Raw genomic sequence first — 25190 nt, forward strand, 5'->3', positions numbered from 1 at the left:
CGATCGCTCCCGGTGGGGCGCCCTCGCCGAGGCCGTCCGGCACGGGCGGCGCGGGCGGCGCGGCGGGGGCGCCCATGACGGCGGTGACGGCCTCGGCGCCACCGGTGGGTTCGTACATCCTGTACGGCTCGTACGGCTCGTACCGCGGGCTGCTCACGACGACACGCTCCAGGGTCCGGATCGGGCGACCAGAACCTAGCGGAGCGGCCGTCACTCTCCCAAGCAACGCGGCTACGCTGTGTCGCGACACTCCCCCGCCGAAGACCCCCGGCCGGAGCAGCGCCGACCCCGGAAACCGTTATGGGTCAGTAATCGAACGCGCGCGCCGTGTTGGCGGAGATCGAGGTCGCCAGGGCGTCCTCGTCGATGCCCCGCACCGCGGCCATGGCGCGCACCGTGACCGGAATGAGATACGGGGCGTTGGGCCGTCCGCGGTACGGCGCGGGCGTCAGGAAGGGCGCGTCGGTCTCGACGAGGACGAGTTCGAGCGGGGCCACGGCCAGCGCGTCGCGCAGCGGCTGGGCGTTCTTGAAGGTCATGTTGCCGGCGAAGGACATGAAGTAGCCGGCACGGGCGCAGACCTCGGCCATCTCGGCGTCGCCCGAGTAGCAGTGGAAGACGGTCCGCTCCGGGGCGCCCTCCTCCGCCAGGACGCGCAGGACGTCGGCGTGGGCGTCGCGGTCGTGGATGACCAGGGCCTTGCCGTGGCGCTTGGCGATCTCGATGTGGGCGCGGAAGGACCGCTCCTGCGCCTCCTTGCCCTCGGGCCCGGTGCGGAAGAAGTCCAGTCCGGTCTCGCCGACGCCCTTGACGTGCGGGAGGGCGGCGAGCCGGTCGATCTCCGCGAGGGCGTCGTCCAGCGCGCCGTCGCCGCCCGGCGTCCTGGCACCCTGCCGGGACCACCCGTCGGGGTCGCCGAGCACGATGCGGGGCGCCTCGTTGGGGTGCAGGGCGACGGTGGCGTGGACGGCGTCGTGCGTGGCCGCCGTCTCGGCCGCCCAGCGGGAGCCCTTCACGTCGCAGCCGACCTGGACGACCGTCGTCACGCCGACGGAGGCGGCCTTGGCGAGGGCCTCCTCGACCGTGCCGGACTGCATGTCGAGATGGGTGTGCGAGTCGGCGACGGGAACGCGCAGGGGCTCGGGGAGCGGCGGTGCGGCGTTCTTGTCGGCGGCCGAGGCGGAGGAAGGCATGCCCCGATCCTACGAAGGGGGCATGCCCGGCCTCACCCCGCGGGGAGCCGGGAGGCCGTCCGTCGATCCGGTCCGGCGGGGTCAGCCGGCCCGGCGGTGCTGGAACGGGTGCAGCAGGTCCGAGAGGTGCCAGTGGTGCGGCTCCTTGGGTGCGCCGGCCGAATCGGACGGCGCCTCCCCCTCCGGGACGTCCTCGGGCTGCCGCGGTACCGGACGGCGGTTTCGGTGCGTCGTGGAGTGCATGGATTCACGGACGGAGGACACCTGGCCGGCGCGCATGATGCGCACCACGTGACTGTCGCAGTTCAGGCAGGTCGGCCGGCTGAGGGGCGACGCCACGACCTCGCCGTTCGCCACGTACACCACGAACTCGGCACCGTCGGTGTCACGGTGGTGCTCGATCTCGTAGGACTGCTCCCAGCCGTGCCCGCAGCGCATGCAGGCGAAAGAATACGATTCATGGACGACAGCCGTCGCCGTGCCGCGATGCCTGGTCTGTTCGGTGACCTGACCAGCGGCGATGCCGCCGGTGTGTCCTGTGGTCTCACTCATGCCAGCTCCTCTTGTCCGCTGGACAAGCGCCTCCGCCGACGGAATTCCCCCGGAATTCCGCCGATCACCCGGTGGCGAGGGACGGGTGCGTCCCTTCGTCCAGTGGACGCTTCTCCCGGCGCGAACGCATCCGGCCTGTCGAGTGTTGGAGTCGTTTTGGTCTTTCCTTGTCGGAAGGCTCCTGTTACGCGACCTGATCTTTGCTTTCCACGATAGTCCTTTGCCCTTTTATGGGCCGCTTCGTTCGGCGTTCTTTGCCGCCACGACGGCATCGAAGACGTCCCGCTTGGGAATTCCCGCTTCGGCGGCGACGGCCGCGATGGCCTCCTTGCGCCGCTCCCCCGCCTCCTCGCGCACCCGCACCCTGCGCACCAGCTCGGCGGCGTCCAGCTCCTCGGCCCCCTTCTCGGGGGCGCCCTCGACGACGACGGTGATCTCGCCGCGCACCCCCTCGGCGGCCCAGGCGGCCAGCTCGCCCAGCGGACCGCGCTTGACCTCCTCGTACGTCTTGGTCAGTTCGCGGCAGACGGCGGCGCGCCGCTGGGTGCCGAAGACCTCGGCCATGGCGGCGAGGGTGTCGTCGAGCCGGTGGGGGGCCTCGAAGTAGACGAGCGTGCGGCGCTCCTCGGCGACCTCCCGCAGCCGCGACAGCCGCTCTCCGGCCTTCCGGGGCAGGAAGCCCTCGAAGCAGAAGCGGTCGACGGGCAGACCGGACAGGGCGAGCGCGGTGAGCACCGCGGAGGGGCCGGGGACGGCCGTGACCTTGATGTCCTTCTCGACCGCGGCCGCGACCAGCCGGTAGCCGGGGTCCGACACGGACGGCATCCCGGCGTCGGTCACCAGCAGGACCCGCGCCCCGCCGACGAGCGCCTCGACGAGTTCGGGGGTCCTGGCGGCCTCGTTGCCCTCGAAGTACGACACGATCCGCCCGGTCGGCTGGACCCCGAGGGACTGGGTGAGCCGGCGCAGTCTGCGGGTGTCCTCGGCGGCGACGACATCGGCCCCGGTCAGTTCCGCCGCGAGCCGTGGCGGCGCGTCGGAGATGTCGCCGATGGGAGTGCCTGCCAACACAAGGATTCCTGTCACGGTGCCATCCTCGCAGGGGTGCGGCCCGGCAAGCTCGTCCGATCCGAAGGGGCCATGCACGGGACTCCCACAGACCTGTTCCCTACGATGGCGCGGTGACCAGTACCGCGTCCTCCACGGACACCCGGCAGGGGCAGGGCCAGGCCGCCGACGACCGGCGGCCGTCGTGGCAGCAGCGGCTGCGCCGATTCGGCTACACGGCGCCGCCCCGAAGTGATGTGCGCGACCGGCTCGTACCGCCGTACGCCCAGCCAGGCCCCGGAATGTGGGCCGCGCTCGGGCTGCGTCAGGAGGTCGCCGACCGTTTCAACCGTTGGTCGGGCTGGGTGGGCCCGCTCCTGGTGACCCTGTTCGCCGGGTTGCTGCGGTTCTGGAACCTGGGCAGCCCCAAGGCGGTGATATTCGACGAGACGTACTACGCCAAGGACGCCTGGGCTCTCTTCCACCGCGGCTACGAGGTCAACTGGGCCAAGGACGCCAACGACCTGATCCTCCAGAAGAACGGGCACGTCGGGATCCCGAGCGACGCCGCCTATGTCGTGCACCCGCCGGTCGGCAAGTACGTCATCGGGCTCGGCGAGTGGATGTTCGGCTTCAACCCGTTCGGCTGGCGCTTCATGACGGCGCTGCTCGGCACGCTGTCGGTGCTGATGCTGTGCCGGATCGGGCGCCGGCTGTTCCGCTCGACGTTCCTCGGCTGCCTCGCGGGCACGCTGATGGCGGTGGACGGCCTGCACTTCGTGATGAGCCGCACCTCGCTGCTCGACGGGGTGCTGATGTTCTTCGTGCTGGCGGCCTTCGGCGCCCTGCTCATCGACCGCGACAAGGCGCGGGCGAGACTGGCGGCGGCGCTGCCGGCCGACGAGAACGGGTTCGTCCGCCCCGACGCCGAGGTCGCCGAGACGACCCGTCTGGGCTGGCGGCCCTGGCGCTGGACGGCGGGCCTGATGCTGGGCCTGGCCATCGGCACCAAGTGGAACGGGCTGTACATCCTCGCCGCGTTCTGTGTGATGGCGGTCCTGTGGGACGCGGCCTCGCGCCGGGTCGCGGGCGCCCGGACGTCGCATCTGGGGGCTCCCCTGGCACGCGACACGGGCCTCACGTTCCTGGCGACGGTGCCGGTCGCCGTGGCCGTGTACCTGGTCTCCTGGACCGGCTGGATCCTCTCGCCGGACAACGGCAAGGGCGGCTACTTCCGCAACTGGGCGGTGACGGACGGCCGGGGCGGCAACTGGACCTTCCTCCCGGACTGGCTGCGCAGCCTGTGGCACTACGAGCACGAGGTCTACAAGTTCCACGTCGGGCTGACCTCGCCGCACACCTACCAGTCCAACCCGTGGAGCTGGCTCGTCCTCGGCCGTCCGGTCTCGTACTTCTACGAGTCCCCGATGCCCGGCAAGGACGGCTGCCCGGCCGACGCGGCCGACAAGTGCGCCCGTGAGGTGCTCGCGCTCGGCACGCCCCTGCTGTGGTGGGCCGCCTGCTTCGCGCTGGTGTACGTGCTGTGGCGCTGGGCGTTCCGCCGCGACTGGCGGGCCGGCGCCATCGCCTGCGGCATCGCGGCTGGCTACCTCCCCTGGTTCATGTACCAGGAGCGCACGATCTTCTTCTTCTACGCCGTCGTCTTCGTGCCGTTCCTGTGTCTGGCGGTCACGATGATGATCGGCGCGATCCTCGGCCCACCCGGCTCCGGGGAACGCCGCCGCGTCGTCGGCGCGGCGGGAGCGGGCGTCCTGGTCCTGCTGATCCTGTGGAACTTCATCTACTTCTGGCCCCTGTACACGGGCACGGCGATCCCCATCGACCAGTGGAGATCCCGGATGTGGCTGGACACCTGGGTCTAGCCGACCGGACAACGACGACGAGGGCGCGGCGGGAAGCCGGGCCCTCGTCGTCGTTGTCGCCGGGCCGCCCTGACCGGACCCCTGATCCACAGCGGCAGTGACGTCGGCGAAACCATGGGGATGACGCTCGTCCGCCTGCGCCCGGAGGAGATCACCCCACGGCGACGGGCTGCTGCGGCTCTACGTGCAGCGTTCCGACCGGCCCGGCGTCATCGGCGCCGACATCCGCCTGACCGAGACCCCCGCCACCGCGCTGATCGCCTCGCTCCCCTCCCTCGTCGAGGAGGAGCAGTACCGACGGCCGGTCCCGGAGGACCCGCACTGCGACCTCCTCGTCGACCTGACCGACCGGTGAAAACCCCCGCGGCCCGGTTCCCGGCCGGAAACCGTCGACGCGGTGTCGACGCGGTGGCGACACAGTGTCGACACGGTGGCGTACAGACGTCGGGCGACGTCGGCTCGTACAACCATCGGTCTCCCCCGGCCATCTACTTCAGCGGCCGGATCACTTCCGGTCTCCGCCATGCCGAAGGAGCACCGTGCCCCGACACTTGCCCCGCCACACCCTGCGGGCAGGCGCCACCGCCCTCGCGGCAGGACTGCTGACCCTCGGCGCGCCGCTTTCCGGCCAGGCCACCGCGGTCGGCACGCCGCTGGAGTTCACCTCCACCCAGAGCGGCGATCCGGTCACGGTGGAGCCGTACGGGTACCCCACCGCTTACGCCTACGTGAACGCGCGCTACACCGGCTCCAGTGAGCTGACCGACTTCACGGTGACCATCGACGCCACGGCGCTCAAGGGCCAGATGAGCCTGTCGGTGGACCAGTCCTGCACCGAGAAACAGAAGTTGCTCCTCGTCTGTGACGGCAAGACCCTGAACAGGGGCAAACCGCTCAAGCCGGGCGACATCCTGAGCGCCCCCTCCCTCCATTTCACGACACTGGCGACCGCGCGGCCCGGTTTCACGGGTGCGGTCCGGGTCTCCGGGCAGGCCGGTGACACCGCACTCGGAGAGATCACGATCCAGACCGCCGTGGCGGACGTCGGCCCGATCATCGACCGGGGCCATTCGAACGCCGCCGAGACGAAACCCGGCGCGACACTGCGCCCCACGGTCGGCTTCACGCACTACAGTTCCCGGCCCCTGCAGGGCGTCTACGTGGCCACCTGGTTCTCCCAGGGCCTCTCCCTCGCCGACGTGCCCAGCAACTGCGAGGTCGGCCGCCAGGGAGCGCGCTGCCACATCGAGGCCCCGGTCGAACCGGGCGCCTCCTACGACCTCGACGGATTCACGCTGAAGGTCGGCGGCACGGCGCTGAACGAGTCCTGGAACCTGAGCGTGTACAAGACGGCCGAGGGCTACGACTGGATGCACCTCACCGACGTCCACCGCGGCACCGGACGCGCGATGAGGCTCGTCCCCCGGGTCGGCGGCGCCGGGAAGTTCGAGTTCGGGCCCGCGTCCGGCGCGGTCCACGTCGCCAACGCCCTCGACCTCGAGGCGGTGGGCGCCACCCTCGACGGCAAGGCCGGACAGGTGGTGAAGGCGGAGCTGGGTGTCCGCAACAACGGTCCCGCCACCATCGCGCAGTGGGCCGGCGAGGGACCCGGTGACGACCCCACCGTCGTGACCAGGGTGGCGGTCCCGCCCGGCACCACGGCGGTGAAGGTCCCCAAGGACTGCTACTCGTTCGAGGGTCACTTCAAGTCGAGCGAGCCCGGCGCCAGGAGCTACTCCTGCTTCCAGGACACCGACGACTACTACTTCGACGCGAAGCAGTTCACGCCGTTCGACTTCGAACTGCGCATCGACGACCCCAAGAAGCTCGCCCCCGGTTCGGTCAAGGTCGACGGCCACGACAGCAACGACAAGAACAACACCGCGGCGATCACGGTGACCGTCGGCGGCAAGCCGGCGGGCGGGTCCGGATCCTCGACGGGCGGCTCGGACTCGACCGGCGGCTCGGGATCGACGGGCGGTTCCGGATCGACGGGCGGTTCCGGATCGACCGGGGGCTCGGGCTCGACCGGCGGCTCCGGATCGACCGCGCCGGGCGGCACCGCGCAGGGTTCCATGGCCGACACGGGCGCGGGCGCACTGCCCTGGTATGCGACCGCCGCGGGAGGGGCACTGGCCGTCGGCGCCGCCCTGTCCGTCCTCGTACGGCGACGCGTCCGCTGAGACGCGGAAACCCGCGGACGCCACTGGACACGTAGGCCGGGCGACCCGGCCGGCCGAGGGAAACCAACAGGCTTGTCCGTGAACTGCCTTCACGGACAAGCCTGTTGACCGTGGTTAACGATTCAGCGAAGGTCTGCACCACAGGCACCATCCACACCTAGAGTGCAGAGTGAACCGACTTTTCTGAACGCGTTCAGAAGTTCGGAAAGGGGTCACGGGGAGGGATTCGGGCGATGCGCAAGGGGGCCAAGGCTGCCGTCATAGGCAGTGTGTTCGCGGTGGTGGTGGGCGGTGCCGGGTACGGCGCCTACAACGTCGTGACCTCGATCAGCGGGAGCGGCGGAACGGGAGCCGGCGGGCCCGGGCCCGCCCCGGTGAGGACCGGGCCACCGAGCGCCGGCGAGGTCAAGGACACCAGCCGCGCGTTCTTCGCGGCCTGGGAGAAGGGCGACGCCGCCGAGGCCGCCGCCCGGACCAACTACGCGGCGAGCGCCGAGGCGCTGCTCGCCGGCTACCGCGACGACGCGCACCTGACCGGCGTGAGGATCACCCCGGGTGCCGCCTCCGGGGACCGGGTGCCGTTCTCCGTCAGGGCGACGGTGTCGTACGACGGGAAGAGCAAGCCGTTCTCGTACGACTCCGAACTGACCGTCGTACGCGGCGAGACCACCGGCAAGGCCCTGGTCGACTGGAAGCCCTCCGTCGTCCACCCGGAGCTGAAGGACGGCGACACCCTGGTCACGGGCGAGTCGGCGAGCCCGGCGATCGAGGCCGTGGACCGGAACAACGTTGTCCTGACCAAGGAGAAGTACCCGTCCCTGGGGCCGATCCTGGACGCCCTGCGGGAGAAGTACGGCGACAAGGCGGGCGGCACGCCCGGCGTCGAGCTGTCGATCCGGCACGGCGGCGAGGACACGGGCGACACGACCCTGCTCACCCTCGCCAAGGGGCGGGCGGGCAAGGTCCGTACGACCCTCAGCGCGAGCGCCCAGGCCGCGGCAGAGCAGGCCGTCACCCGGTTCCCCGAGTCCTCCGTGGTGGCGGTGAAGCCCAGCACCGGAGAGGTCCTCGCCGTCGCCAACCACCGCGCCGACGGCTTCAACGCCGCCTTCCTCGGCAAGCTCGCGCCCGGCTCCACCATGAAGATCATCAGCGCGGCGACCCTCATCGACAACGGCATCACCACGGCCAGCGGCCCCGCGCCCTGCCCGCCCACCGCGGTCTGGCAGAGCCAGACCTTCCACAACCTCACCGGCATGCAGCCGCAGCCGGACGCCACGCTCTCCGACAGCTTCGCGCGCTCGTGCAACACCGCGTTCGTGAAGTACGCGGACGAGGTGAAGGTCGACTCCCTGACGAACGAGGCCCAGCAGCGCTTCGGCCTCGGACAGAACAACTGGAAGACCGGCATCGAGTCCTTCGACGGCGCGGTCCCGGCCTCCGGCGGCCCGGACACGGCGGCCAACCTGATCGGCCAGGGCCAGGTGCAGATGAGCCCGCTGAACATGGCCTCGGTGACCGCCACCGCGATGACGGGCGTCTTCCGGCAGCCGGTCATCGTGCCGCGCTCCCTCGACGGCCGTGAGCTGGCCACCGCCAAGGGCCTGTCCGCCGGTACGGTCGCCCAGCTGCGCGCGATGATGAACCGCACCGCCGTCAGCGGCACCGCGGCCCAGGTGATGGCCGGGCTCGGCGGCAGCATCGGGGCCAAGACCGGCTCCGCCGAGGTCGACGGCCAGGCCAAGTCCAACAGCTGGTTCACCGGCTACCGCAACGACATCGCGGCCGCGGCCATGACCCAGGAGGGCGGTCACGGGGGACAGGCGGCGGGCCCGATCGTCGCAGCTGTGCTACGAACGGGCGGCTGACGTCACTCCGCACAGGAGGTGACCCTAGGGTGGTGCTTCTCGTGAGAAACGAGGGGCACGTGAGCACGGGGGCTTCACACGGCATCGCGGGACACCAGGGGACGGCGGAGGACACAGGGCTGTGGGCAAGAGAAGGCGCGTCGCCGAGCGACGGAAGACGAAGCGGCCCGCCGTACTCGGCGGGGTGATCGCCGTGGCCGTCGTCGGCGGGGCGCTGGGCGCCTACAGCCTCTTCGGCGGCGAGGCGGCCGCCGGCGCCGGGATAACGGCCAGCACCCGCAAGGCCGTCAAGACAGGCCCCCTGTCGGCCTCCGAGGTCACCATGGCCTCCACCGCCTTCCTCACCGCCTGGGAGAACGGGGACGTAGCCCGGGCGGCCGCGGCGACCGACGACTCCGCCGCGGCCACGACCGTGCTGACCGGCTTCGCCAAGGACGGCCACATCAGCGCCGTGACCCTGACCGGCGGCAAGCACACCGGCGCCGAGGTCCCCTTCACCGTCAAGGCCACCGTCACCTACAAGGGCCTGACCAAGCCGCTGTCGTACACCTCGAAACTGACCGTCGTGCGCCGGACCGCGGACGGGGCGGCGACCGTCGGATGGAAGCCGTCCGTCGTCCACCCCGACCTCCAGGACGGCGACCGGCTGGTGACCGGAGACGCCGGGACCCCGCCCATCACCGCCCTCGACCGGCACGGCGGTGAGCTGACCGCCGCCAAGTACCCCTCCCTCGGCACCGTCCTCGACGGACTGCGCGAGAAGTTCGGCAAGACGGCGGGCGGCAAGGCGGGCATCGAGCTGCGCGTGGTCCGCAAGGCCGCGGCGAAGGGCACCCAGAAGACCCCCGACAAGACCCTGGTGACGCTCAGCGCGGGCACGCCGGGCAAGGTGCAGACGACGCTCAGCCCGACCCTCCAGGCCCAGGCCGAGCGCCTGGTCGCCGCCAAGCCCAAGGCGTCCGTGGTCCTGATGCGCCCCTCGACGGGCGAGATCCTCGCCGTCGCGAACACCGACCACGGCTTCAACACCGCCTTCCAGGGCTCGCTCGCGCCCGGCTCCACGATGAAGGTCATCACGGCCTCGATGCTGTTCGAGAAGGGCCTCGCCTCCCCCGACAAGCCGCACCCCTGCCCCAAGACGGCGACGTACGGCGGCTGGAAGTTCCACAACGACGACGACTTCGAGATCAAGAACGGCACCTTCAAGGCGAGCTTCGCGCGCTCCTGCAACACGGCCTTCATCACCCAGGCCAAGAAGCTGAAGGACGACGACCTCACCAAGCAGGCCCAGCAGGTCTTCGGCCTGGGCATGAACAACTGGGCCATCGGCGTGCCCACGGTGGACGGTTCGGTGCCGGTGCAGACCGCCGCGCAGATGGCCGCCTCGCTGATGGGTCAGGGCGGGGTCCGCATGAACCCGCTGAACATGGCCTCCGTCGCCTCCACGGTCCAGTCCGGCACCTTCCACCAGCCCTATCTGGTCTCCCCGTCGGTCGACCACCGCACGATCGCCACCGCGTCCCGCACCCTGTCCGCGACCACCCTGGCCCAGCTGCGCGAGGTCATGCAGTACACGGCCGCCGCCGGCACCGCCGCCGAGGCCATGGCCGGACTCGGCCCCGACTTCGGCGCCAAGACCGGCTCCGCCGAGGTCGACAACCAGAAGCAGCCCAACGGCTGGTTCACCGCCTGGAAGGGCGACCTGGCGGGCGCCGGCGTCGTCCAGCAGGGCGGCCACGGCGGCAGCACGGCGGGCCCGATCGTGGCGGCCCTCCTGAAGGCCGGCTCGGGCGGCTGACGCACGCGTCCGCCCCGGGGAGGCGGCCGCTCCCGGGGCCCGTTCGCGTGGGTCGTACACGGACCGCTAGCGTGCCGTGCATGAACGTCACCGATGAGAACACCGGCGAGGGCCGGCCCTCCGCAGCGGGCGAACCCGACCCCCGGTTCGCGAAGGCCCTGCGGGAGCTGGGCCTCGACGACGTGATCGGACGGGTCCGGCGCTTCCCCGAGGCGGTCCGCACCACCGCCGAGGCCGCCGCGGCGATCGGCTGCGAGCCGAGCCAGATCTGCACCTCGCTGTTCTTCGCCGCGGACGGGGTTCCCGTGCTGGTCCTGCTCGACGGCGCCGCGCACGTCGACATGGAGCGCGTACGACGTGAGCTGGGCGCCGACAGGCTGACCCGGGCGGGGGCCCGCCTGGTGCGCGAGTCGACAGGGTACGGCCCCGGCGCCGTGCCGCCCTTCGGGCACCTGACGACGACCCGCGTCCTGGTGGACCGCTCCGTGCTCGGCCACGAGGCGGTGTGGGCCTCGGCGGGTGTCCCGTTCACCGTCTTCCCGATGGACCCGGAGAGTCTGGTCGCGCACGCCCGGGGAACGCTGGTGGACGTGCGCGAGCCGGCCGCGTGACACCGCTGGTCGCCGCGGCCGTCCTGCTCGCCGCGGTCACCCACGCCGGCTGGAACGCGCTCGCGCACCGCATCGAGGACAAGCTCGTCGGGTTCACGCTGATCGCCGGCGGCGGGATGCTGATCGGTCTCGGCATGGCGCCCTTCGTGGCGTTCCCGGCGTCCGGTGCCTGGCCCTACCTGCTCGTGTCGGCCTGCGTCCACGTCGCCTACACGCTGCTGCTGATGCTCTCGTTCCGGCTCGGCGACTTCGGGCAGGCGTATCCGATCGCGCGCGGCACCGCCCCGCTGATCGTGACGGTGCTGGCCGCCCTCTTCGCCCACGAGGTGCCCGACCGCTGGGCGGCCGCGGGCGTCGCGCTGTCCTGCGCGGGACTGACGGGTGTCGCGCTGTGGGGTCTGCGCGGCCGGCGCCCCGACTGGGCGGCGATCGGCGCCGCGCTCGCCACCGGGGTGACCATCGCCGGGTACACCGTCGTCGACGGCCTGGGCGTCCGCGCCTCCGGCAGCCCCCTCGGCTACATCGCCTGGCTGATGGCGGCCCAGGGCGTGGCCGTCCCCGCCTACCTGCTGTACCGCCGGCGCGGCGAGACGCTCGCGCTGCTCGGGCCGCACGCCGCCGTCGGCCTGTTCAGCGCCGCCCTGTCCGTCGCGGCCTACGGCCTGGTCCTGTGGGCCCAGACCCGCGCCGAACTGGCACCGGTCGCGGCACTGCGGGAGTCCTCGATCATCGTCGGCGCGGCCATCGGAGCCGTCTTCTTCAAGGAACGGTTCGGCGCGCCCCGGATCGCGGCGGCGGGGCTCCTGGTCGTGGGGATAGGGCTGATGCTGCACACGGGGGCCGGGTAGGCGCTCGCGGGCCCGTTGTCAGCGGGCCCCCGGAGGGTGCGCGGCAGAGGCCGGACCGAGATGCCCCGCGCGCGGGGCCCGCGGCACAGGGGGGTGGGTGTCGGGGCAGCACCCCGGCCGCTACGCCGTGATGGCCGTGCGCACCGCCCGTACCAGTGCCTGGGCCCGTGGGTCCGCCGTCACGCTCGTGCGGAAGCCGTTGGTGACGTAGCCGAACGCGATCCCCGACTCGGGGTCGGCGAAGCCGAGGGCGCCGCCGCGGCCGGGGTGGCCGAAGGAGCCCGGGGAGAGCAGCGGCGAGGCTCCGCCGTGGAGCATGTAGCCGAGGCCGAAGCGGGTGTTGACGACCAGGACCCGGTCGGGTCCCGCGGACTGCTCCGAGCGCGCGGCCGCCAGCGTCTCGGGGGTGAACAGCCGGACGCCGTCCACCTCCCCGATCAGCGCCGCGTAGAAGCGGGCGAGACCGTCGGCGGTGGCGATGCCGTTCGAGGCGGGCAGGACGGCGGCGCGGTACGCGGGATCGTTCTCGTCGGGCATCGGGGTGATCGCGGCGAAGGCGCGGCGGGTGAGGCTGCCGGGGTCGGCGTACGCCTCGGAGACGGCCCGCTTGGGGCGGGTCTTGAGGCCGCCCGGCGTGGACGGCGCCTCGGTCTGCGCGACCCGGCCCACCCGGCCGGCCTCCGCCTCCGGAAGCCCGACCCACAGGTCGAGACCGAGCGGCCCGGCCATCTCCTCCGCGATCCACCGGCCGATCGTCCGCCCGGTGACCCGGCGGACCAGTTCGCCGGTCAGCCAGCTGTAGGTCTGCGCGTGGTAGCCGTGCTCGGTGCCCGGCTCCCACACGGGTGCCTGCGCGGCCACCGCCGCGGCCGCGCGGTCGGGGTCGGCGGCCTCGGCGGGGGTGAGCGGACGGTCCAGGACGGGGACCCCGGCCCGGTGCGCGAGCAGATGCCGTACGCGCGTGTGCTCCTTGCCGTGCGCCTTGTACCCGGGCCAGTGGGCGGCGACAGGAGCGTCCAGGTCGAGCTGTCCCCGCTGGGCCAGCAGCAGGAGTACGGCGGCGGCGACGCCCTTCGTCGCCGAGCGGACGATCTGCGCGGTGCCGGGCAGCCAGGGCTCGGTGCCGTCGACGTCACGGGTGCCACCCCACAGGTCGACGACCTTGTCCCCGTCGCGGTACACGGTGACGGCGGCGCCCCGGTCCCCGAGCGCCGCGAAGTTGGCCGCGAACGCCTCCCCGACCGGTTCGAAGCCCTCCGCCACTGTCCCGTTCACGTCCACGCCCGCGCTCCCTGTCGCCTCACCACCGCAGAAACTGCCGATGGTGAGTGGAACACGCGTCCGCGGCCTTCGATTCCTAGGCCGGCTAGCCCAGCAGGATCGTGACCTCGATGTTGCCGCGGGTGGCGTTCGAGTACGGGCAGACCTCGTGGGCGGCGTCCACGAGCTTGGCGGCCACGTCCGCGTCGAGGACGGGGAGCGAGACGCTCAGGGCGACCGCGAGTCCGTAGCCGTGCTGCTTGTTGGGGCCGATCCCGACCTTGGCCGCGACCGTGGAGCCGGAGAGGTCGAGGCCGGCGCGGCGGCCGACCAGCACCAGCGCGTTGTGGAAGCAGGCGCTGAACCCGGCCGCGAACAGTTGCTCCGGGTTGGTGCCGTTCCCGTCGCCGCCCAGCGCGGGGGGCATCGCGACCTTCAGTTCGAGCTGCCCGTCCTGGCTGGTCACGAAGCCGTTCCGGCCGCCGTGGGCGGTCGCCTCGGCGACATACATGATCTTCGTCGGACGGGTGTCGACTACGGCGCCGTCGATCACGGCAGGACCTCCCCCAGAGCGGGCAACAGAAGCTCACACAGGCGCGTCGCGCAAATGCATCGTGCACAAGGTACCGGCCGGTATGGAGCCCGGAAAGCCTCGGGTCACGATGAGTCGAGACAAGTGACGACGAACCGCCGGTAACCCGTGGATCAACGCACCGGCGCGCGGCACATGAGCCTCGCGGACCGACGCCCTCGCGCGTCAGGGCCTCGCGGACCGGCACCCGCACGCGTCAGCGGCCCCTCGGACCGACGCCCCGCGGGATCAGCGCCCCCGCGCGGCCGCGCCCTGCGCCCGCTCCGTCAGCCGCCACAGCTCCTCGCGCAGGCGCGTGACCTCGGCCTCGCTCAGACCGGTCGCCGTCAGCAGCGCCTGCGGTACGTCCTCGGCGCGCTCCCTGAGCAGTTCGCCGCGCCCCGTGAGGGTCACACGGACCGAGCGCTCGTCGTCCGCCGAGCGCTCACGGCGCACCAGCCCCGCCGACTCCAGCCGCTTGAGCAGCGGCGACATCGTGCCGTAGTCGAGGCGCAGGGCGGCGCCCAGGTCCTTGACCGTGGTCTCGCCGCGCTCCCACAGGACCAGCAGGACGAGGTACTGCGGATAGGTGAGGCCGAGTTCCTCCAGCAGCGGGCGGTACGCGGCGGTCACGGCCCGCTGTGCCGCGTACAGCGCGAAGCACAGCTGGTCGTCGAGCAGCAGCGACCCGGCCGGCGCGACGTCCTCTTGTTTGGTCACGCCCCCATTGTCACGGAGCGCGGGTCGAACCCGAAGGGCAGCTCCAGACGATGGGTGCGCATCAGCGTGTCGTCCGAGAGGAGGGCGCCGGTCCCGCCGTCGGCGACGATCACGCCGTCGCTGAGGACGAGGGAGCGGGGGCACAGTTCGAGGGCGTACGGCAGGTCATGGGTGACCATGAGGACGGTGACGTCCAACGAGCGCAGGATGTCGGCGAGTTCGCGCCGGGAGGCGGGGTCGAGGTTGGAGGAGGGCTCGTCCAGGACGAGAATCTCCGGCTCCATCGCCAGCACCGTCGCGACGGCGACCCGGCGCCGCTGCCCGAAGGACAGGTGGTGCGGGGGACGGTCGGCGAAGGCCTCCATGCCGACCCGCTCCAGGGCGGTGCGGACCCGCTGCTCCAGCTCGTCGCCCTTCATGCCGGCGGCGGCCGGTCCGAAGGCCACGTCCTCGCGCACGGTCGGCATGAACAGCTGGTCGTCCGGGTCCTGGAAGACGATGCCGACCCGGCGCCGGATCTCCGCCATGTGCCGCTTGCCGACCGGGAGTCCGGCGACGGCGACCGTTCCGGCGCCGCCGGTCAGGATGCCGTTGAGGTGCAGGACGAGGGTGGTCTTGCCCGCCCCGTTCGGGCCGAGCAGGGCGACGCGCTCGCCCCGCTCGATCCGGAAGTCGACGCCGAACAGGGCCTGGTGGCCGTCCGGGTAGGCGAACGCGAGGCCGGAGACCTCCAGCGAAGGTGCGGCAGACGTCACAGGGTCCATCCCAACAGGCATACGGCGAGGGCGGCGAAGGGCAGGGCGAGGGCGTACGACCACTGCGCCCGGGACGCGGTCACCTCGTCGATGACGGGCATGGAACCGGCGTACCCGCGGCTGACCATGGCCAGGTGCACGCGTTCCCCGCGTTCGTAGGAGCGGATGAACAGGGCGCCCGCCGACTTCGCGAGCACCCCCCAGTGCCGTACCCCGCTGGCCTCGAAGCCGCGCGACTCCCGCGCGATCCGCATGCGCCGCATCTCGTCGGTGATGACGTCCCCGTAGCGGATCATGAAGGCGGCGATCTGCACGAGGAGCGGCGGCAGCTTCAGCCGCTGGAGGCCGAGGAGCAGTTCGCGCAGCCCGGTGGTGGAGGCCAGCAGGACGGACGCGGCGACGCCGAGGGTGCCCTTGGCGAGGACGTTCCATGCGCCCCACAGACCGTTGACGCTCAACGACAGTCCCAGCACGTCCACCCGGTCGCCCTCCGCCACGAACGGCATGAGCACCGCGAACGCGACGAACGGGATCTCGATCAGCAGCCGGCGCAGCAGGACGCCCGCAGGCACCCGGGCCCGGTGGGCGACGACGGCGAGCAGCACGGCGTACAGCGCGAACGCCCACATCGCCTCGCGCGGGGTGGAGACGACCACGACCACGAAGGCGAGGGCCGCGGCCAGCTTGGTGTGCGGCGGCAGGGCGTGCACGGGCGAGTCGGCGTGCCGGTAGAGCTGATGAGCGTGCCCGGCCCCCACCTCAGACGCCTTCCGGCACGGAGGCGGGCGAGGTGTCGGCCGGGCGCCGCCTGCGGACCGCCCAGAAGACGCCGCTGCCCGCGGCGACGGTGGCGCCGACGCCGATGACCCCGGCGAGACCGCCGGAGAGACGGGCGTCGGAGACGTCCTTGACCCCGTATCCGGCGAGCGGCGAGTCCTCGGAGGCGTGCGGCTTCGTCCTGGTGTCGATGCCCTTGTCCTTGGCGACCTTCTCCAGGCCGTCGGGGCTCGCGGAGGCGTAGAAGCTGACGAACCCGGCGAGGACGAGGGAGGTGACCAGGCCGGTGATCCAGACCTTGCGGTGCGAGGAGCGGGCCGGGGCGGGGGCGACGGCCGCGGGGGTGTCGACGAGTTCCCCGTTCACCCGCAGCTTGAGCCGCTGCTGGAGGCCGCGGGCGCCGTACACGAGGTCGGGCCGTACGGCGATGACGGCGCCGACGGTGAGCGCGGTGATCACCGCTTCGCCGATGCCGATGAGGACGTGGACGCCGACCATGGCGGTGGCGACCTTGGAGAGCGCGACGTCGGTGGTGCCGCCGACCGCGTAGACGAGGGTGAAGACGACGGCGGCGGCGGGGACGGAGAGCAGGGCCGCGACGAAGGACGCGACGGTGACGGAGCGCCGCTTGCGGGGCAGCACCTTCACCAGGCCGCGGAAGACGACGTACGAGACGACCGTGGTGGTGATCGCCATGTCGGTGATGTTGACGCCGAGCGCGGTGAGACCGCCGTCCGCGAAGAGGATGCCCTGCATGAGCAGGACGACCGAGACGCACAGGACGCCGGTGAAGGGGCCGACGAGGATCGCGGCCAGGGCGCCGCCGAGCAGGTGCCCGCTGGTCCCGGCGGCGACCGGGAAGTTCAGCATCTGCACGGCGAAGATGAAGGCGGCGACCAGGCCGGCGAGCGGAGCGGTCCGTTCGTCGAGTTCGCGGCGGGCACCCCGCAGGCTCACGGCGAGGGCGCCGGCCGCGACGACGCCTGCGGCCGCGGAGACCGGGGCATTGATGAATCCGTCAGGAACGTGCACCGTCCGATGATAATGCCTTGTTGCGAATGACTTGCAAGAGCGCGACAACGCGAACAGCCGACGACGGGCAGGCGTACGGGGGCATTTCACGGGCGCGGGGAGCCTGGAGGTCCGGCACGGCCGCGCCGGACGCGACCGCCACCGCACGCATGGGAGCGCCCTTACGGGGCACGCGTCACCTGAGGGAGGGTCACGGACGGCCGGAGAGCGGTTTCCGCGAGATGTGCGACATTGGAGTGGTGACGGGATTCACACATTCCATATAGGTGACGCAGCGTAAGGAGTCGGTTCATGCACGCCGTCGAACAGTACGCACGCGCTCATATCGTCACGGACACAGCCGACTCCGCCGACGACGAACACCGGGCCGTCCCGGTGGCCCTCCGGTACGACCCGGAGACGGACCCGCGCCAGGTGCACATCACGCTGCCCGGCCCCCATGAATGGGTCTTCGAGCGCGAGCTGCTGGAACGGGGCCTGCGCGTCCCCGTGGACAGCGGTGACGTGCGCATCTGGCCGTGCGGCCGCGTCCAGGCCGTCCTGGAGTTCCACTCGGCGCAGGGGGTGGCGGTCGTGCAGCTCGACACGAAGGCGCTCATGCGCTTCCTCCGCCGGACGTACACGGCCGCCACCCCGGTGGCTCACTGATTCCGGATCGGGCCGGAGATCCTGTCGCGGATCAGACTCCGACGATCCTGGTCGCGGATCAGACCCCGACCAGCTTCCGGTCCTTCTCCTCGCTGGGCCGCTCGTCGAGCACCCGCAGGCCCTCGCCCTCGACGTCGACGTTCGGCAGCACGCGGTCGAGCCACTTCGGCAGCCACCAGGCCCGCCTGCCGAGCAGGGCGAGCACCGCCGGGACCAGGGCCATCCGGACGACGAACGCGTCGAAGAAGACGGCGATGGCGAGTCCGAAGCCGATCATCTTGATCATCGACTCGCTGGAGCCGATGAACCCGGAGAACACGGCCATCATGATGACCGCGGCGGCGGTGACGACCCGGGCGCCGTGCTTGAAGCCGGTCACGATCGCCTGGGCGGGCTTCTCGCCGTGGACGAACGCCTCCCGCATCCGGGTCACGAGGAACACCTCGTAGTCCATGGCCAGACCGAAGACCACGCCCACCATGAAGATCGGCATCATCGACATGATCGGGCCGGTCTCCTCGACGCCCATCAGGCCGGACAGCCAGCCCCACTGGAAGACCGCGACGACCGCGCCGAGGGCCGCCGTCACGCTGAGCAGGAAGCCGAGGGCCGCCTTCAGCGGGACGAGGATCGAGCGGAACACCACGATCAGCAGCAGGAACGCGAGACCGACCACGAGCGCGAGATACGGGATCAGCGCGTCGTTGAGCTTCTGCGAGAAGTCGATGTTCATGGCCGTGGAGCCGGTGACGAGCACCGTCGCGTCCGTGTCGGCCTTGATGCCGGCTCCGGCGCCGCGGATCGTGTGGACGAGGTCCTCGGTCGTCACGGAGGACGGCTTCGAGTCCGGGATCACCGTGATCATCGCGGTGTCCCCGGCCTTGTTGGGCGCCGCCGGGCTCACGCTCACGACGCCCTTCATGTCCTTGATCTCGTCGTGGACCGTGCTGAACGCCGTCTTGGGCGCGTCGCTCGCCTTGGCGTCGACGACGACCATGAGCGGGCCGTTGAAGCCGGGCCCGAAGCCCTCGGAGAGCAGGTCGTAGGCGCGGCGCTGTGTGGTGGACACCGGCTGCGAGCCGTCGTCGGGCAGACCGAGCTGGAGCGAGGCGGCCGGGACCGCGGCGGCGCCGAGGCCGACCACACCGAGCAGCAGCACCGCGAGCGGGCGGCGGACGACGAAGCTCGCCCAGCGCGTGCCCATGTTGGGCCTGCCCGCCTTCTTCGCGGCGCGGCCGCCGCCGAGCAGCCTGCTCTTCTGACCGGCCGGCTGGACCCTGCGGCCCGCGTAGCCGAGCAGCGCCGGGATCATCGTCAGGGCGATGAGGACGGCGACCGCGACCGTGCCGGCCGCGGCGACACCCATCTTGGTGAGCATCGGGATGTTGACGACCGACAGTCCGACCAGCGCGATCACGACGGTCAGTCCGGCGAAGACCACGGCCGAGCCCGCCGTGCCGACGGCCCGTCCGGCCGCGTCCTCGCGTTCGCGGCCCTCGGCCAGCTCCGCCCGGTAGCGGGAGACGATGAACAGGGCGTAGTCGATGCCGACCGCGAGGCCGATCATCATCGCGAGGGTGGAGGTGGTGGAGCCGAGGTCGAGCGCGCTGGCGAGCGCGGTGATCGTGGAGACACCGATGCCGACGCCGATCAGCGCGGTCAGCAGCGGCAGTCCGGCCGCGATCAGCGAGCCGAAGGTGATGACGAGGACGACCGCGGCGATCGCGATGCCGATGACCTCGCTGGAACCCGTCTCGGGCGTCGCCTGGAGCGCGTCACCGCCGACCTCGACGGTCAGCCCCGAGTGCCGCGCGTCCTGGGCGGCGGACTTCAGGGCGTCCTTCGAGGCGTCCTTCAGCTCCATGCCGGAGACGTCGTAACGCACCGAGGCGTAGGCGATCGTCCCGTCCTTGCTCACGGCGTGGACCTTGAACGGGTCGGTGACGGAGGTGACCTCGGAACCGGTGCCGAGCACCTTGACGGCCTTCTCGACGGCCGCCTTGTTGTCCTTGTCCGCCATCTTCTCGCCGGCCGGCGCCTTGAAGACGACCCGTGCGGTCGCTCCGTCGGCGCTCATTCCGGGGAAGCGGCTCTCCAGCAGGTCGAAGGCCTTCTGCGCCTCGGTGCCGGGGATCGAGAAGGAGGACGATCCCGCGACGGGCGCGGAGGCGGCGCCGACACCGGCGAGGGTGAGCAGCGCCACCCATATCAGGGCGGCGAAATGCCGTCGCCGGAAGGCGAGTCGGCCGAGTTTGTAGAGGAATGTGGCCACGAGGGCGTACTCCCGGTCAGGTCGTGGAAGGGCAGGGGCTGGTGTGACCACCCGAGTGGGGGCAGGGGTGATCAGCCCGACGACGTGAGCGGCGCGTCAGGTGCGAGTGCGGAGTCCGGTGGCCGGGTACGGCCGCGGAGGTCCGCCGGGTGGGTCAGGGGCAGGAGGGGACGTCAGGCGCCGAGAGCGGGGAGGACCACGGCGTCGACATACGAATGCAGGAAGGCCTGCGTCGGCGGGAGTTCGTCGATCATGGTGCGGGCGGCGAAGGCGCCGATGAGCATGTGCATCACGTACTCGATCGCCGGGTTGTCCGCACGGATCTCACCCCGGTCGACACCGCGCCGGAGCACCCGGCGCAGTTCTTCCAGCTCCGGCTCGATCAGCCATTCCCGGAACGCCTTCAGCAGGTCCGGGTTCCCGTGTGCCGCCATGGCCAGACCCCGCATCAGCGCGGAGTCCTGTTCCATCTGGCAGTCGTCCTGGCGCAGGGCCAGTGCGTGGAAGTCGCCCCGCAGGCTCCCGGTGTCCATGTCGGAGAACTTCAGCGGCTTCTGGTGCCGCAGCGCTTTCACGACGAGCTCGGCCTTGCCGCCCCACTGGCGGTAGAGGGTGGCCTTGCTGGAACGGGTACGGGCCGCGACGGCGTCCATCGTGAGGGCGTCGTAGCCGACCTCCCGAAGCAGGTCGAGCACGGCCGTGTAGAGCTCGGCCTCACGCTCGGGCGTGATCCGACTGCGTCGCGCCGTTGCGGCTTCAGCCATCCCACTCACCTCTCCCGCTTCGAACGACACGGATTCGTATGCCCTGAAGATACCCCCCGACGCCAGCGAAACGAAACCGTTTCGTACGTGTGCTGGGTCACGCCGGAGCCGCGGCCGGGCGGACGGGACCGGGAGGCCGGGAAAACCTGGCCGGGCGGGGCCGGGGCCGGGGTTCGATGAGGCCAGGGTCACACGCGGGGCGCGTACGTTCCCGCGACGCGCCCCATGCGCACCTCCCGTATCCCCATCCGCTCCCCCGTCCCACAACGCGCCCCCCGTGCCACGAGTTGCCGGGGTCACTCCAGCGGAAAAGCATGGGGAGGTGAGCCACGAGTACGAGAACGCGACGACGGACGAGAACTCCCCCGGCTATCTGCGCTTCCCGCATCTGAGCGGCGACCGGCTGTGCTTCGTCACCGAGGACGACCTGTGGCTGGCCCCGCTCGACGGCCGCGGACGCGCCTGGCGGCTCACCGTCGACCGCACCAAGGTCGGCCACCCCCGCTTCTCCCCCGACGGCCGGCGGATCGCGTACACGAGCTGGCGCAGCCTCGTCCCGGAGATCCACGTGGCCCCTGTGGAGGGCGGACCGGGCCGCAGGCTCACCTACTGGGGCAGCGCCGACACCCAGGTGTGCGGCTGGTCCCCCGAGGGCGACATCCTCGCCGTCGCCTCGCACGGCCAGCCCTTCTCCTACTTCACCTGGGCCTACGCCGTCCCCACCGACGGCGACCCCGGCCGCAAGCAGCCCTGGGGCCCGGTCTCGGACATCGGCGTCGCCGACATCGACGGCGAGCGCAGGACCCTGCTGCTCACCGGCACCCCACCGCACGAGCCGGCCGCCTGGAAGCGCTACCGGGGCGGCGCCATGGGCCGCATCTGGCTGCACGGCCGGCAACTGGTCGCCGAGCTCGGCGGCCACCTCGCCTGCCCGATGTTCGCCGGCGGGCGGATCGCCTTCCTCTCCGACCACGAGGGCGTCGGGAACCTCTACTCGTGCTCGTACGACGGCTCCGACCTGCGCCGCCACACCGACCACGACGCCTTCTACGCCCGGCACGCCTCCTCGGACGGCACCCGGGTCGTCTACCAGTGCGCGGGCGACCTGTGGATCGTCGACGACCTGTCCCCCGAGTCGGTCCCCCGCCGCCTCGACGTGGTGCTCGGCGGTCCGCGCGCGGGACGGCGCTCCTACCCGGTGCCGGCCGCCCAGCACGTGGACAGCATCTCCGTGGACGAGACGGGCCGGGCGAGCGCCGTCGTCGTGCGCGGCAGCCTTTACTGGCTCACCCACCGCGACGGCCCCGCGCGCACCATCTCGGACACCCCGGGCGTACGCGTCCGGCTTCCGGAGATGCTCGGCTCGGGCGGCCAGGTCGCCTACGTCACCGACGCGGACGGCGAGGACGCCGTCGAGATCGCCTACCTCCCGCGCGCGACCGGCGCCCGCGAGCCGCGCCGCCTCGCCTCCGGCCGTCTCGGCCGCGTACAGGAACTGGTGTCGGACCCCCAGGGCGAACGCCTCGCCATCGCCTCGAACGACGGGCGGCTGCTGCTGCTCGACGCCACGGAGGAGCCCGACGCGACGGACGGGCTCGACGAGCTGGGGGGTACGGGGGAGACGGAGGATGCGGAGGATGTGGAGGAGGCCGGGGACGGGGCCGAGGCCGGGGACGGGGCGGGGTCCGGGGACGGGGCGGGGTCCGGGGGCGACGGCGCGGGCCCGGACGGCGACGGGGACGCGAGCGGCGGCGGGAACGCGGGCCAAGAGGCCGACGAGGGCGAAGGGGCGGCCGACGGCGAATCGGCCGATGGGAGCGGTGGGGCCGGGGAATCCGGAGGGGTCGCGCAGCCCGGGCCCGGGGAGGTCGTCGAGCTCATCCAGTCCATCAACGGACCGGTGACGGACCTCGCCTTCTCCCCGGACGGGGCCTGGCTGACCTGGTCGCACCCCGGGATCGGCCGCTCCCTGCGGCAGATCAAGATGGCGCGCATAAAGGACCGGCTGATCGTCGACGTCACCAACGGCCGCTTCGAGGACGAGAACCCGGTGTTCACCCGGGACGGCCGCTATCTCGCGTTCCTGTCCTGGCGCGGCTTCGACCCCGTGTACGACGTGCACACCGGCGACCTGTCCTTCCCCCTGGGCTGCCGTCCCTACCTCGTCCCCCTGTCCTCCGCCACCCCCTCCCCGTTCGCGCTGAACCCCGACGGGCGGCCCGTCGCCGGAGGCCTCGACCCGGTCGAGGACGGCTCCGGCGACGGCAGCGCCACGACCGTCGAACTCGAAGGCCTGGAGAGCCGGGTGACCCCCTTCCCGGTCACGGCCTCCAAGTACTCGGCGCTGCAACCGGTCTCGGGCGGCGGTCTGGTCTGGCTGCGCTGGCCGATCTCCGGCGCCCTGGGCGAGACGTTCGCCAACCCGGACGACACGACCGGCCGTCCGACCCTGGAGTTCTTCAACATCACCAAGGGGAAGAAGTCCGAACTCGTCGACCATCTCGACTGGTTCGCGGTGAGCGGCGACGGGTCCCGGCTGGTCGTCGTCGACGAGGGCGACCTGCGTGCCGTGCCGTCCACCGAGTCCGGCGACAGCGACTCCACCGTCTGGATCGATCTGCGCCGCATCCTGCACGAGGTGGACCCGTGCGCCGAGTGGCGCCAGGCCTACGCGGAGGCCGGCCGCATCATCCGCGCCTACTACTGGGACCCGAACATGTGCGGCATCGACTGGGCCGCGATCCTGGAGCAGTACCGCCCCCTGGTCGAACGGGTCTCCTCCCCGGACGAGTTCGCGGACCTGCTGCGCGAGGTGCTCGGCGAACTGGGCACCTCGCATGCGTACGTGAGCCCGGCGCGCCGCAACGAGGGCCCGTCCCACTACCAACGCTGGCAGGGCCTGCTCGGCGCCAACTTCGTCTGCCGTGACGGCAGTTGGATGGTGAAGCGGATCCTGCCCGGCGACTCGTCCGACTCCAAGGCGCGTTCACCGCTGGCCGGCACCGGCATCCGCGAGGGAGCGGTCCTCACCCATGTCGACGGACGGCCCGTGGATCCGGTCACCGGGCCGTATCCGCTGCTCGCGGGCGCGGGCGGGACGACCGTGGAGCTGACCTTCACCCCGGCGGAGGGCGAGGGGCGCTCCCGCCGGGTGGCCGTGGTCCCGCTGATCGACGAACGCCCCCTGCGCTACCAGGACTGGGTGGCCAAACGCCGCCAGGTGGTGCGGGAGTTGAGCGGCGGACACTGCGGCTATCTGCACATCCCGGACATGGGCGGCTCGGGCTGGGCCCAGTTCAACCGCGACCTGCGGATGGAGGTCTCGCGCCCCGCCCTCATCGTCGACGTACGCGGCAACGCGGGCGGCCACATCAGCGAGCTGGTCGTCGAGAAGCTGACCCGCACGATCCTCGGCTGGGACCTCACGCGCGACGCCCAGCCGGTGTCGTACGCCTCCAACGCCCCGCGCGGGCCGGTGGTCGCCCTGGCCGACGAGGCCACCTCCTCCGACGGCGACATGATCACCGCCGCCTTCAAGCTGCTGGAGCTGGGACCGGTCGTGGGGCAGCGCACCTGGGGCGGCGTGGTCGGCATGACCGGCCGGCACCGCCTCGGCGACGGCACGGTCATCACGGTGCCCATGAACGCCGCCTGGTTCGACGCGTACGGCTGGTCCGTCGAGAACCACGGCGTCACCCCGGACCTGGAGATCCTGCGCACCCCGCTCGACTGGGCCGAGGGCCGGCACGCCCAGCTGGACGACGCCGTCCAGCTCTCCCTCGACCTGCTGCGCACCCACCCCGCGGCCTCCCCGCCCGACCACTCGGACGTGCCCGACAGAAGAAGGCCGAAGCTGCCCCCGAGAACGAACTGACCCCGGCGGCACCGGGGTTGGCGGGCCGGGGTCCGAGGTGCGTGAGGGGGGCCCGGCGCGTGAGGGGGGCCGGGGGGTACCGGGGCACAAGGACGGGGCGCCCTCCGCGCGGAGGGCGCCCCGTTCAGGACAGCGGGTGCTTCGGTCAGGCGTCGTAGTCCTGGTCGAAGCGGTCCTGGGCCTCACGCTGAGAGCGCTCCGCCTCCGGCATCGCGTGGTCGCGGCCGGCCGGGGCGCGACGGCTCGCCTCGTCCTGGCGGCCCTCGGGACGCGTCTTCTTCTTGCCAGTCTGCTGCTGCTTCATGCGCTCGGCCTTGTCCTTGAACTGGTCCTGCATGCTCATGGGATTCACTCCTGTTGCGGGTGAGGGATTCGGCCCCGACCTCCCTTGTGGACAAGGGCGGTTGTGCGGGCCTCGACCAGATTGACACGCACGGACAGAGCACGCATTTCGGTCGGTCACTCACCGTGAGAAGCGCCGGTGGGACGCACCGGAAGGCTCCTCCGACGCCGGTCCCGGCCGCCCCTCGGTCC

At 71.9% G+C, this 25190-nt stretch carries 21 protein-coding genes; 9 read left to right on the top strand and 12 right to left on the bottom strand.

Annotated elements, in window-relative coordinates; translation table 11 throughout:
- Positions 1–305: 305 nt before the first annotated feature.
- The 3 genes from ACFWI4_RS30650 to rsmI form a co-directional block, all read right to left on the bottom strand.
- Positions 306–1193, bottom strand: a complete 888-nt coding sequence (locus ACFWI4_RS30650) for a TatD family hydrolase (protein ID WP_385395565.1) — start codon at positions 1191–1193, stop codon at positions 306–308.
- A gap of 81 nt (positions 1194–1274) precedes the next feature.
- Complete coding sequence (locus ACFWI4_RS30655) at positions 1275–1745, bottom strand: hypothetical protein (protein ID WP_387202801.1); 471 nt, start codon at positions 1743–1745, stop codon at positions 1275–1277.
- Positions 1746–1973: 228 nt separating this feature from the next.
- A complete protein-coding gene (rsmI, locus tag ACFWI4_RS30660; RefSeq protein WP_385395560.1) occupies positions 1974–2831 on the bottom strand; it encodes a 16S rRNA (cytidine(1402)-2'-O)-methyltransferase in 858 nt (285 codons plus the stop codon).
- A gap of 95 nt (positions 2832–2926) precedes the next feature.
- Here rsmI and ACFWI4_RS30665 point away from each other — a divergent pair, with 95 nt between their 5' ends.
- From ACFWI4_RS30665 to ACFWI4_RS30695, 7 genes are all read left to right on the top strand, one after another.
- A complete protein-coding gene (locus ACFWI4_RS30665; protein ID WP_387202804.1) occupies positions 2927–4675 on the top strand; it encodes a dolichyl-phosphate-mannose--protein mannosyltransferase in 1749 nt (582 codons plus the stop codon).
- Between the two features lie 184 nt (positions 4676–4859).
- Complete coding sequence (locus tag ACFWI4_RS30670; protein ID WP_387202807.1) at positions 4860–5030, top strand: hypothetical protein; 171 nt, start codon at positions 4860–4862, stop codon at positions 5028–5030.
- 184 nt (positions 5031–5214) lie between these two features.
- Entirely contained in the window at positions 5215–6858 is a 1644-nt protein-coding gene (locus ACFWI4_RS30675) for a hypothetical protein (protein WP_387202809.1), read from the top strand.
- A gap of 233 nt (positions 6859–7091) precedes the next feature.
- Positions 7092–8726: a penicillin-binding transpeptidase domain-containing protein gene (locus tag ACFWI4_RS30680; protein ID WP_387202812.1), complete on the top strand. Its 1635-nt coding sequence runs from the start codon at positions 7092–7094 to the stop codon at positions 8724–8726.
- Between the two features lie 121 nt (positions 8727–8847).
- Complete coding sequence (locus ACFWI4_RS30685) at positions 8848–10524, top strand: penicillin-binding transpeptidase domain-containing protein (RefSeq protein ID WP_387202815.1); 1677 nt, start codon at positions 8848–8850, stop codon at positions 10522–10524.
- Between the two features lie 80 nt (positions 10525–10604).
- Positions 10605–11135 carry a YbaK/EbsC family protein gene (locus tag ACFWI4_RS30690; RefSeq protein WP_387202818.1) on the top strand — a complete coding sequence of 177 codons (531 nt, stop codon included), beginning with the start codon at positions 10605–10607 and terminating at the stop codon, positions 11133–11135.
- Entirely contained in the window at positions 11132–11983 is an 852-nt protein-coding gene (locus ACFWI4_RS30695) for an EamA family transporter (protein ID WP_387202821.1), read from the top strand. Before ACFWI4_RS30690 ends, ACFWI4_RS30695 begins: the two co-directional genes overlap by 4 nt.
- 120 nt (positions 11984–12103) lie before the next feature.
- Here the strand turns inward: ACFWI4_RS30695 and ACFWI4_RS30700 are convergent, their stop codons facing one another.
- From ACFWI4_RS30700 to ACFWI4_RS30725, 6 genes are all read right to left on the bottom strand, one after another.
- Positions 12104–13264, bottom strand: coding sequence for a serine hydrolase domain-containing protein (locus ACFWI4_RS30700; protein ID WP_387202824.1), 1161 nt, complete (start codon positions 13262–13264; stop codon positions 12104–12106).
- 85 nt (positions 13265–13349) lie between these two features.
- The gene (locus ACFWI4_RS30705; protein WP_387202877.1) at positions 13350–13754 is read right to left on the bottom strand and encodes an organic hydroperoxide resistance protein; all 405 of its coding nucleotides are present in this window, start codon (positions 13752–13754) and stop codon (positions 13350–13352) included.
- A 309-nt stretch (positions 13755–14063) separates the two neighbouring features.
- Complete coding sequence (locus ACFWI4_RS30710) at positions 14064–14534, bottom strand: MarR family winged helix-turn-helix transcriptional regulator (protein ID WP_387202827.1); 471 nt, start codon at positions 14532–14534, stop codon at positions 14064–14066.
- Positions 14531–15298, bottom strand: coding sequence for an energy-coupling factor ABC transporter ATP-binding protein (locus ACFWI4_RS30715; RefSeq protein WP_385395536.1), 768 nt, complete (start codon positions 15296–15298; stop codon positions 14531–14533). Before ACFWI4_RS30715 ends, ACFWI4_RS30710 begins: the two co-directional genes overlap by 4 nt.
- Positions 15286–16047, bottom strand: a complete 762-nt coding sequence (cbiQ, locus tag ACFWI4_RS30720; protein WP_385395533.1) for a cobalt ECF transporter T component CbiQ — start codon at positions 16045–16047, stop codon at positions 15286–15288. Before cbiQ ends, ACFWI4_RS30715 begins: the two co-directional genes overlap by 13 nt.
- Before the next feature lies 1 nt (position 16048).
- Positions 16049–17098: an energy-coupling factor ABC transporter permease gene (locus ACFWI4_RS30725; protein ID WP_387202831.1), complete on the bottom strand. Its 1050-nt coding sequence runs from the start codon at positions 17096–17098 to the stop codon at positions 16049–16051.
- Positions 17099–17389: 291 nt separating this feature from the next.
- Between ACFWI4_RS30725 and ACFWI4_RS30730 the strand changes: the two genes are divergently transcribed.
- Complete coding sequence (locus tag ACFWI4_RS30730; protein WP_387202834.1) at positions 17390–17746, top strand: SsgA family sporulation/cell division regulator; 357 nt, start codon at positions 17390–17392, stop codon at positions 17744–17746.
- A gap of 58 nt (positions 17747–17804) precedes the next feature.
- On the opposite strand, the gene ACFWI4_RS30735 is transcribed toward ACFWI4_RS30730, so the two are convergent.
- Both ACFWI4_RS30735 and ACFWI4_RS30740 read right to left on the bottom strand, forming a co-directional pair.
- The gene (locus tag ACFWI4_RS30735) at positions 17805–20018 is read right to left on the bottom strand and encodes an MMPL family transporter (protein WP_387202837.1); all 2214 of its coding nucleotides are present in this window, start codon (positions 20016–20018) and stop codon (positions 17805–17807) included.
- A 173-nt stretch (positions 20019–20191) separates the two neighbouring features.
- Positions 20192–20782, bottom strand: coding sequence for a TetR/AcrR family transcriptional regulator (locus tag ACFWI4_RS30740; RefSeq protein ID WP_387202840.1), 591 nt, complete (start codon positions 20780–20782; stop codon positions 20192–20194).
- Between the two features lie 322 nt (positions 20783–21104).
- On the opposite strand from ACFWI4_RS30740, the gene ACFWI4_RS30745 reads away from it, so the two are divergent.
- A complete protein-coding gene (locus tag ACFWI4_RS30745) occupies positions 21105–24656 on the top strand; it encodes a S41 family peptidase (RefSeq protein ID WP_387202843.1) in 3552 nt (1183 codons plus the stop codon).
- Positions 24657–24801: 145 nt separating this feature from the next.
- Here ACFWI4_RS30745 and ACFWI4_RS30750 read toward each other — a convergent pair whose 3' ends face one another.
- Positions 24802–24999 (bottom strand): hypothetical protein, encoded by a 198-nt coding sequence (locus tag ACFWI4_RS30750; protein ID WP_385395515.1) that lies wholly within the window; start codon positions 24997–24999, stop codon positions 24802–24804.
- Between the last annotated feature and the right edge of the window lie 191 nt (positions 25000–25190).

It is taken from the genome of Streptomyces sp. NPDC127038, assembly GCF_042725875.1.
In the GTDB taxonomy this organism is placed as follows: Bacteria; Actinomycetota; Actinomycetes; order Streptomycetales; family Streptomycetaceae; genus Streptomyces.

Coding starts and splice junctions, on each gene's coding strand:
- ACFWI4_RS30690 (WP_387202818.1), top strand. CDS start 10,605: ATGAACGTCACCGATGAGAACACCGGCGAGGGCCGGCCCTCCGCAGCG.
- ACFWI4_RS30705 (WP_387202877.1), bottom strand. CDS start 13,754: ATGTATGTCGCCGAGGCGACCGCCCACGGCGGCCGGAACGGCTTCGTG.
- ACFWI4_RS30680 (WP_387202812.1), top strand. CDS start 7,092: ATGCGCAAGGGGGCCAAGGCTGCCGTCATAGGCAGTGTGTTCGCGGTG.
- ACFWI4_RS30650 (WP_385395565.1), bottom strand. CDS start 1,193: ATGCCTTCCTCCGCCTCGGCCGCCGACAAGAACGCCGCACCGCCGCTC.
- ACFWI4_RS30715 (WP_385395536.1), bottom strand. CDS start 15,298: ATGGACCCTGTGACGTCTGCCGCACCTTCGCTGGAGGTCTCCGGCCTC.
- ACFWI4_RS30655 (WP_387202801.1), bottom strand. CDS start 1,745: ATGAGTGAGACCACAGGACACACCGGCGGCATCGCCGCTGGTCAGGTC.
- ACFWI4_RS30730 (WP_387202834.1), top strand. CDS start 17,390: ATGCACGCCGTCGAACAGTACGCACGCGCTCATATCGTCACGGACACA.
- ACFWI4_RS30740 (WP_387202840.1), bottom strand. CDS start 20,782: ATGGCTGAAGCCGCAACGGCGCGACGCAGTCGGATCACGCCCGAGCGT.
- ACFWI4_RS30750 (WP_385395515.1), bottom strand. CDS start 24,999: ATGAGCATGCAGGACCAGTTCAAGGACAAGGCCGAGCGCATGAAGCAG.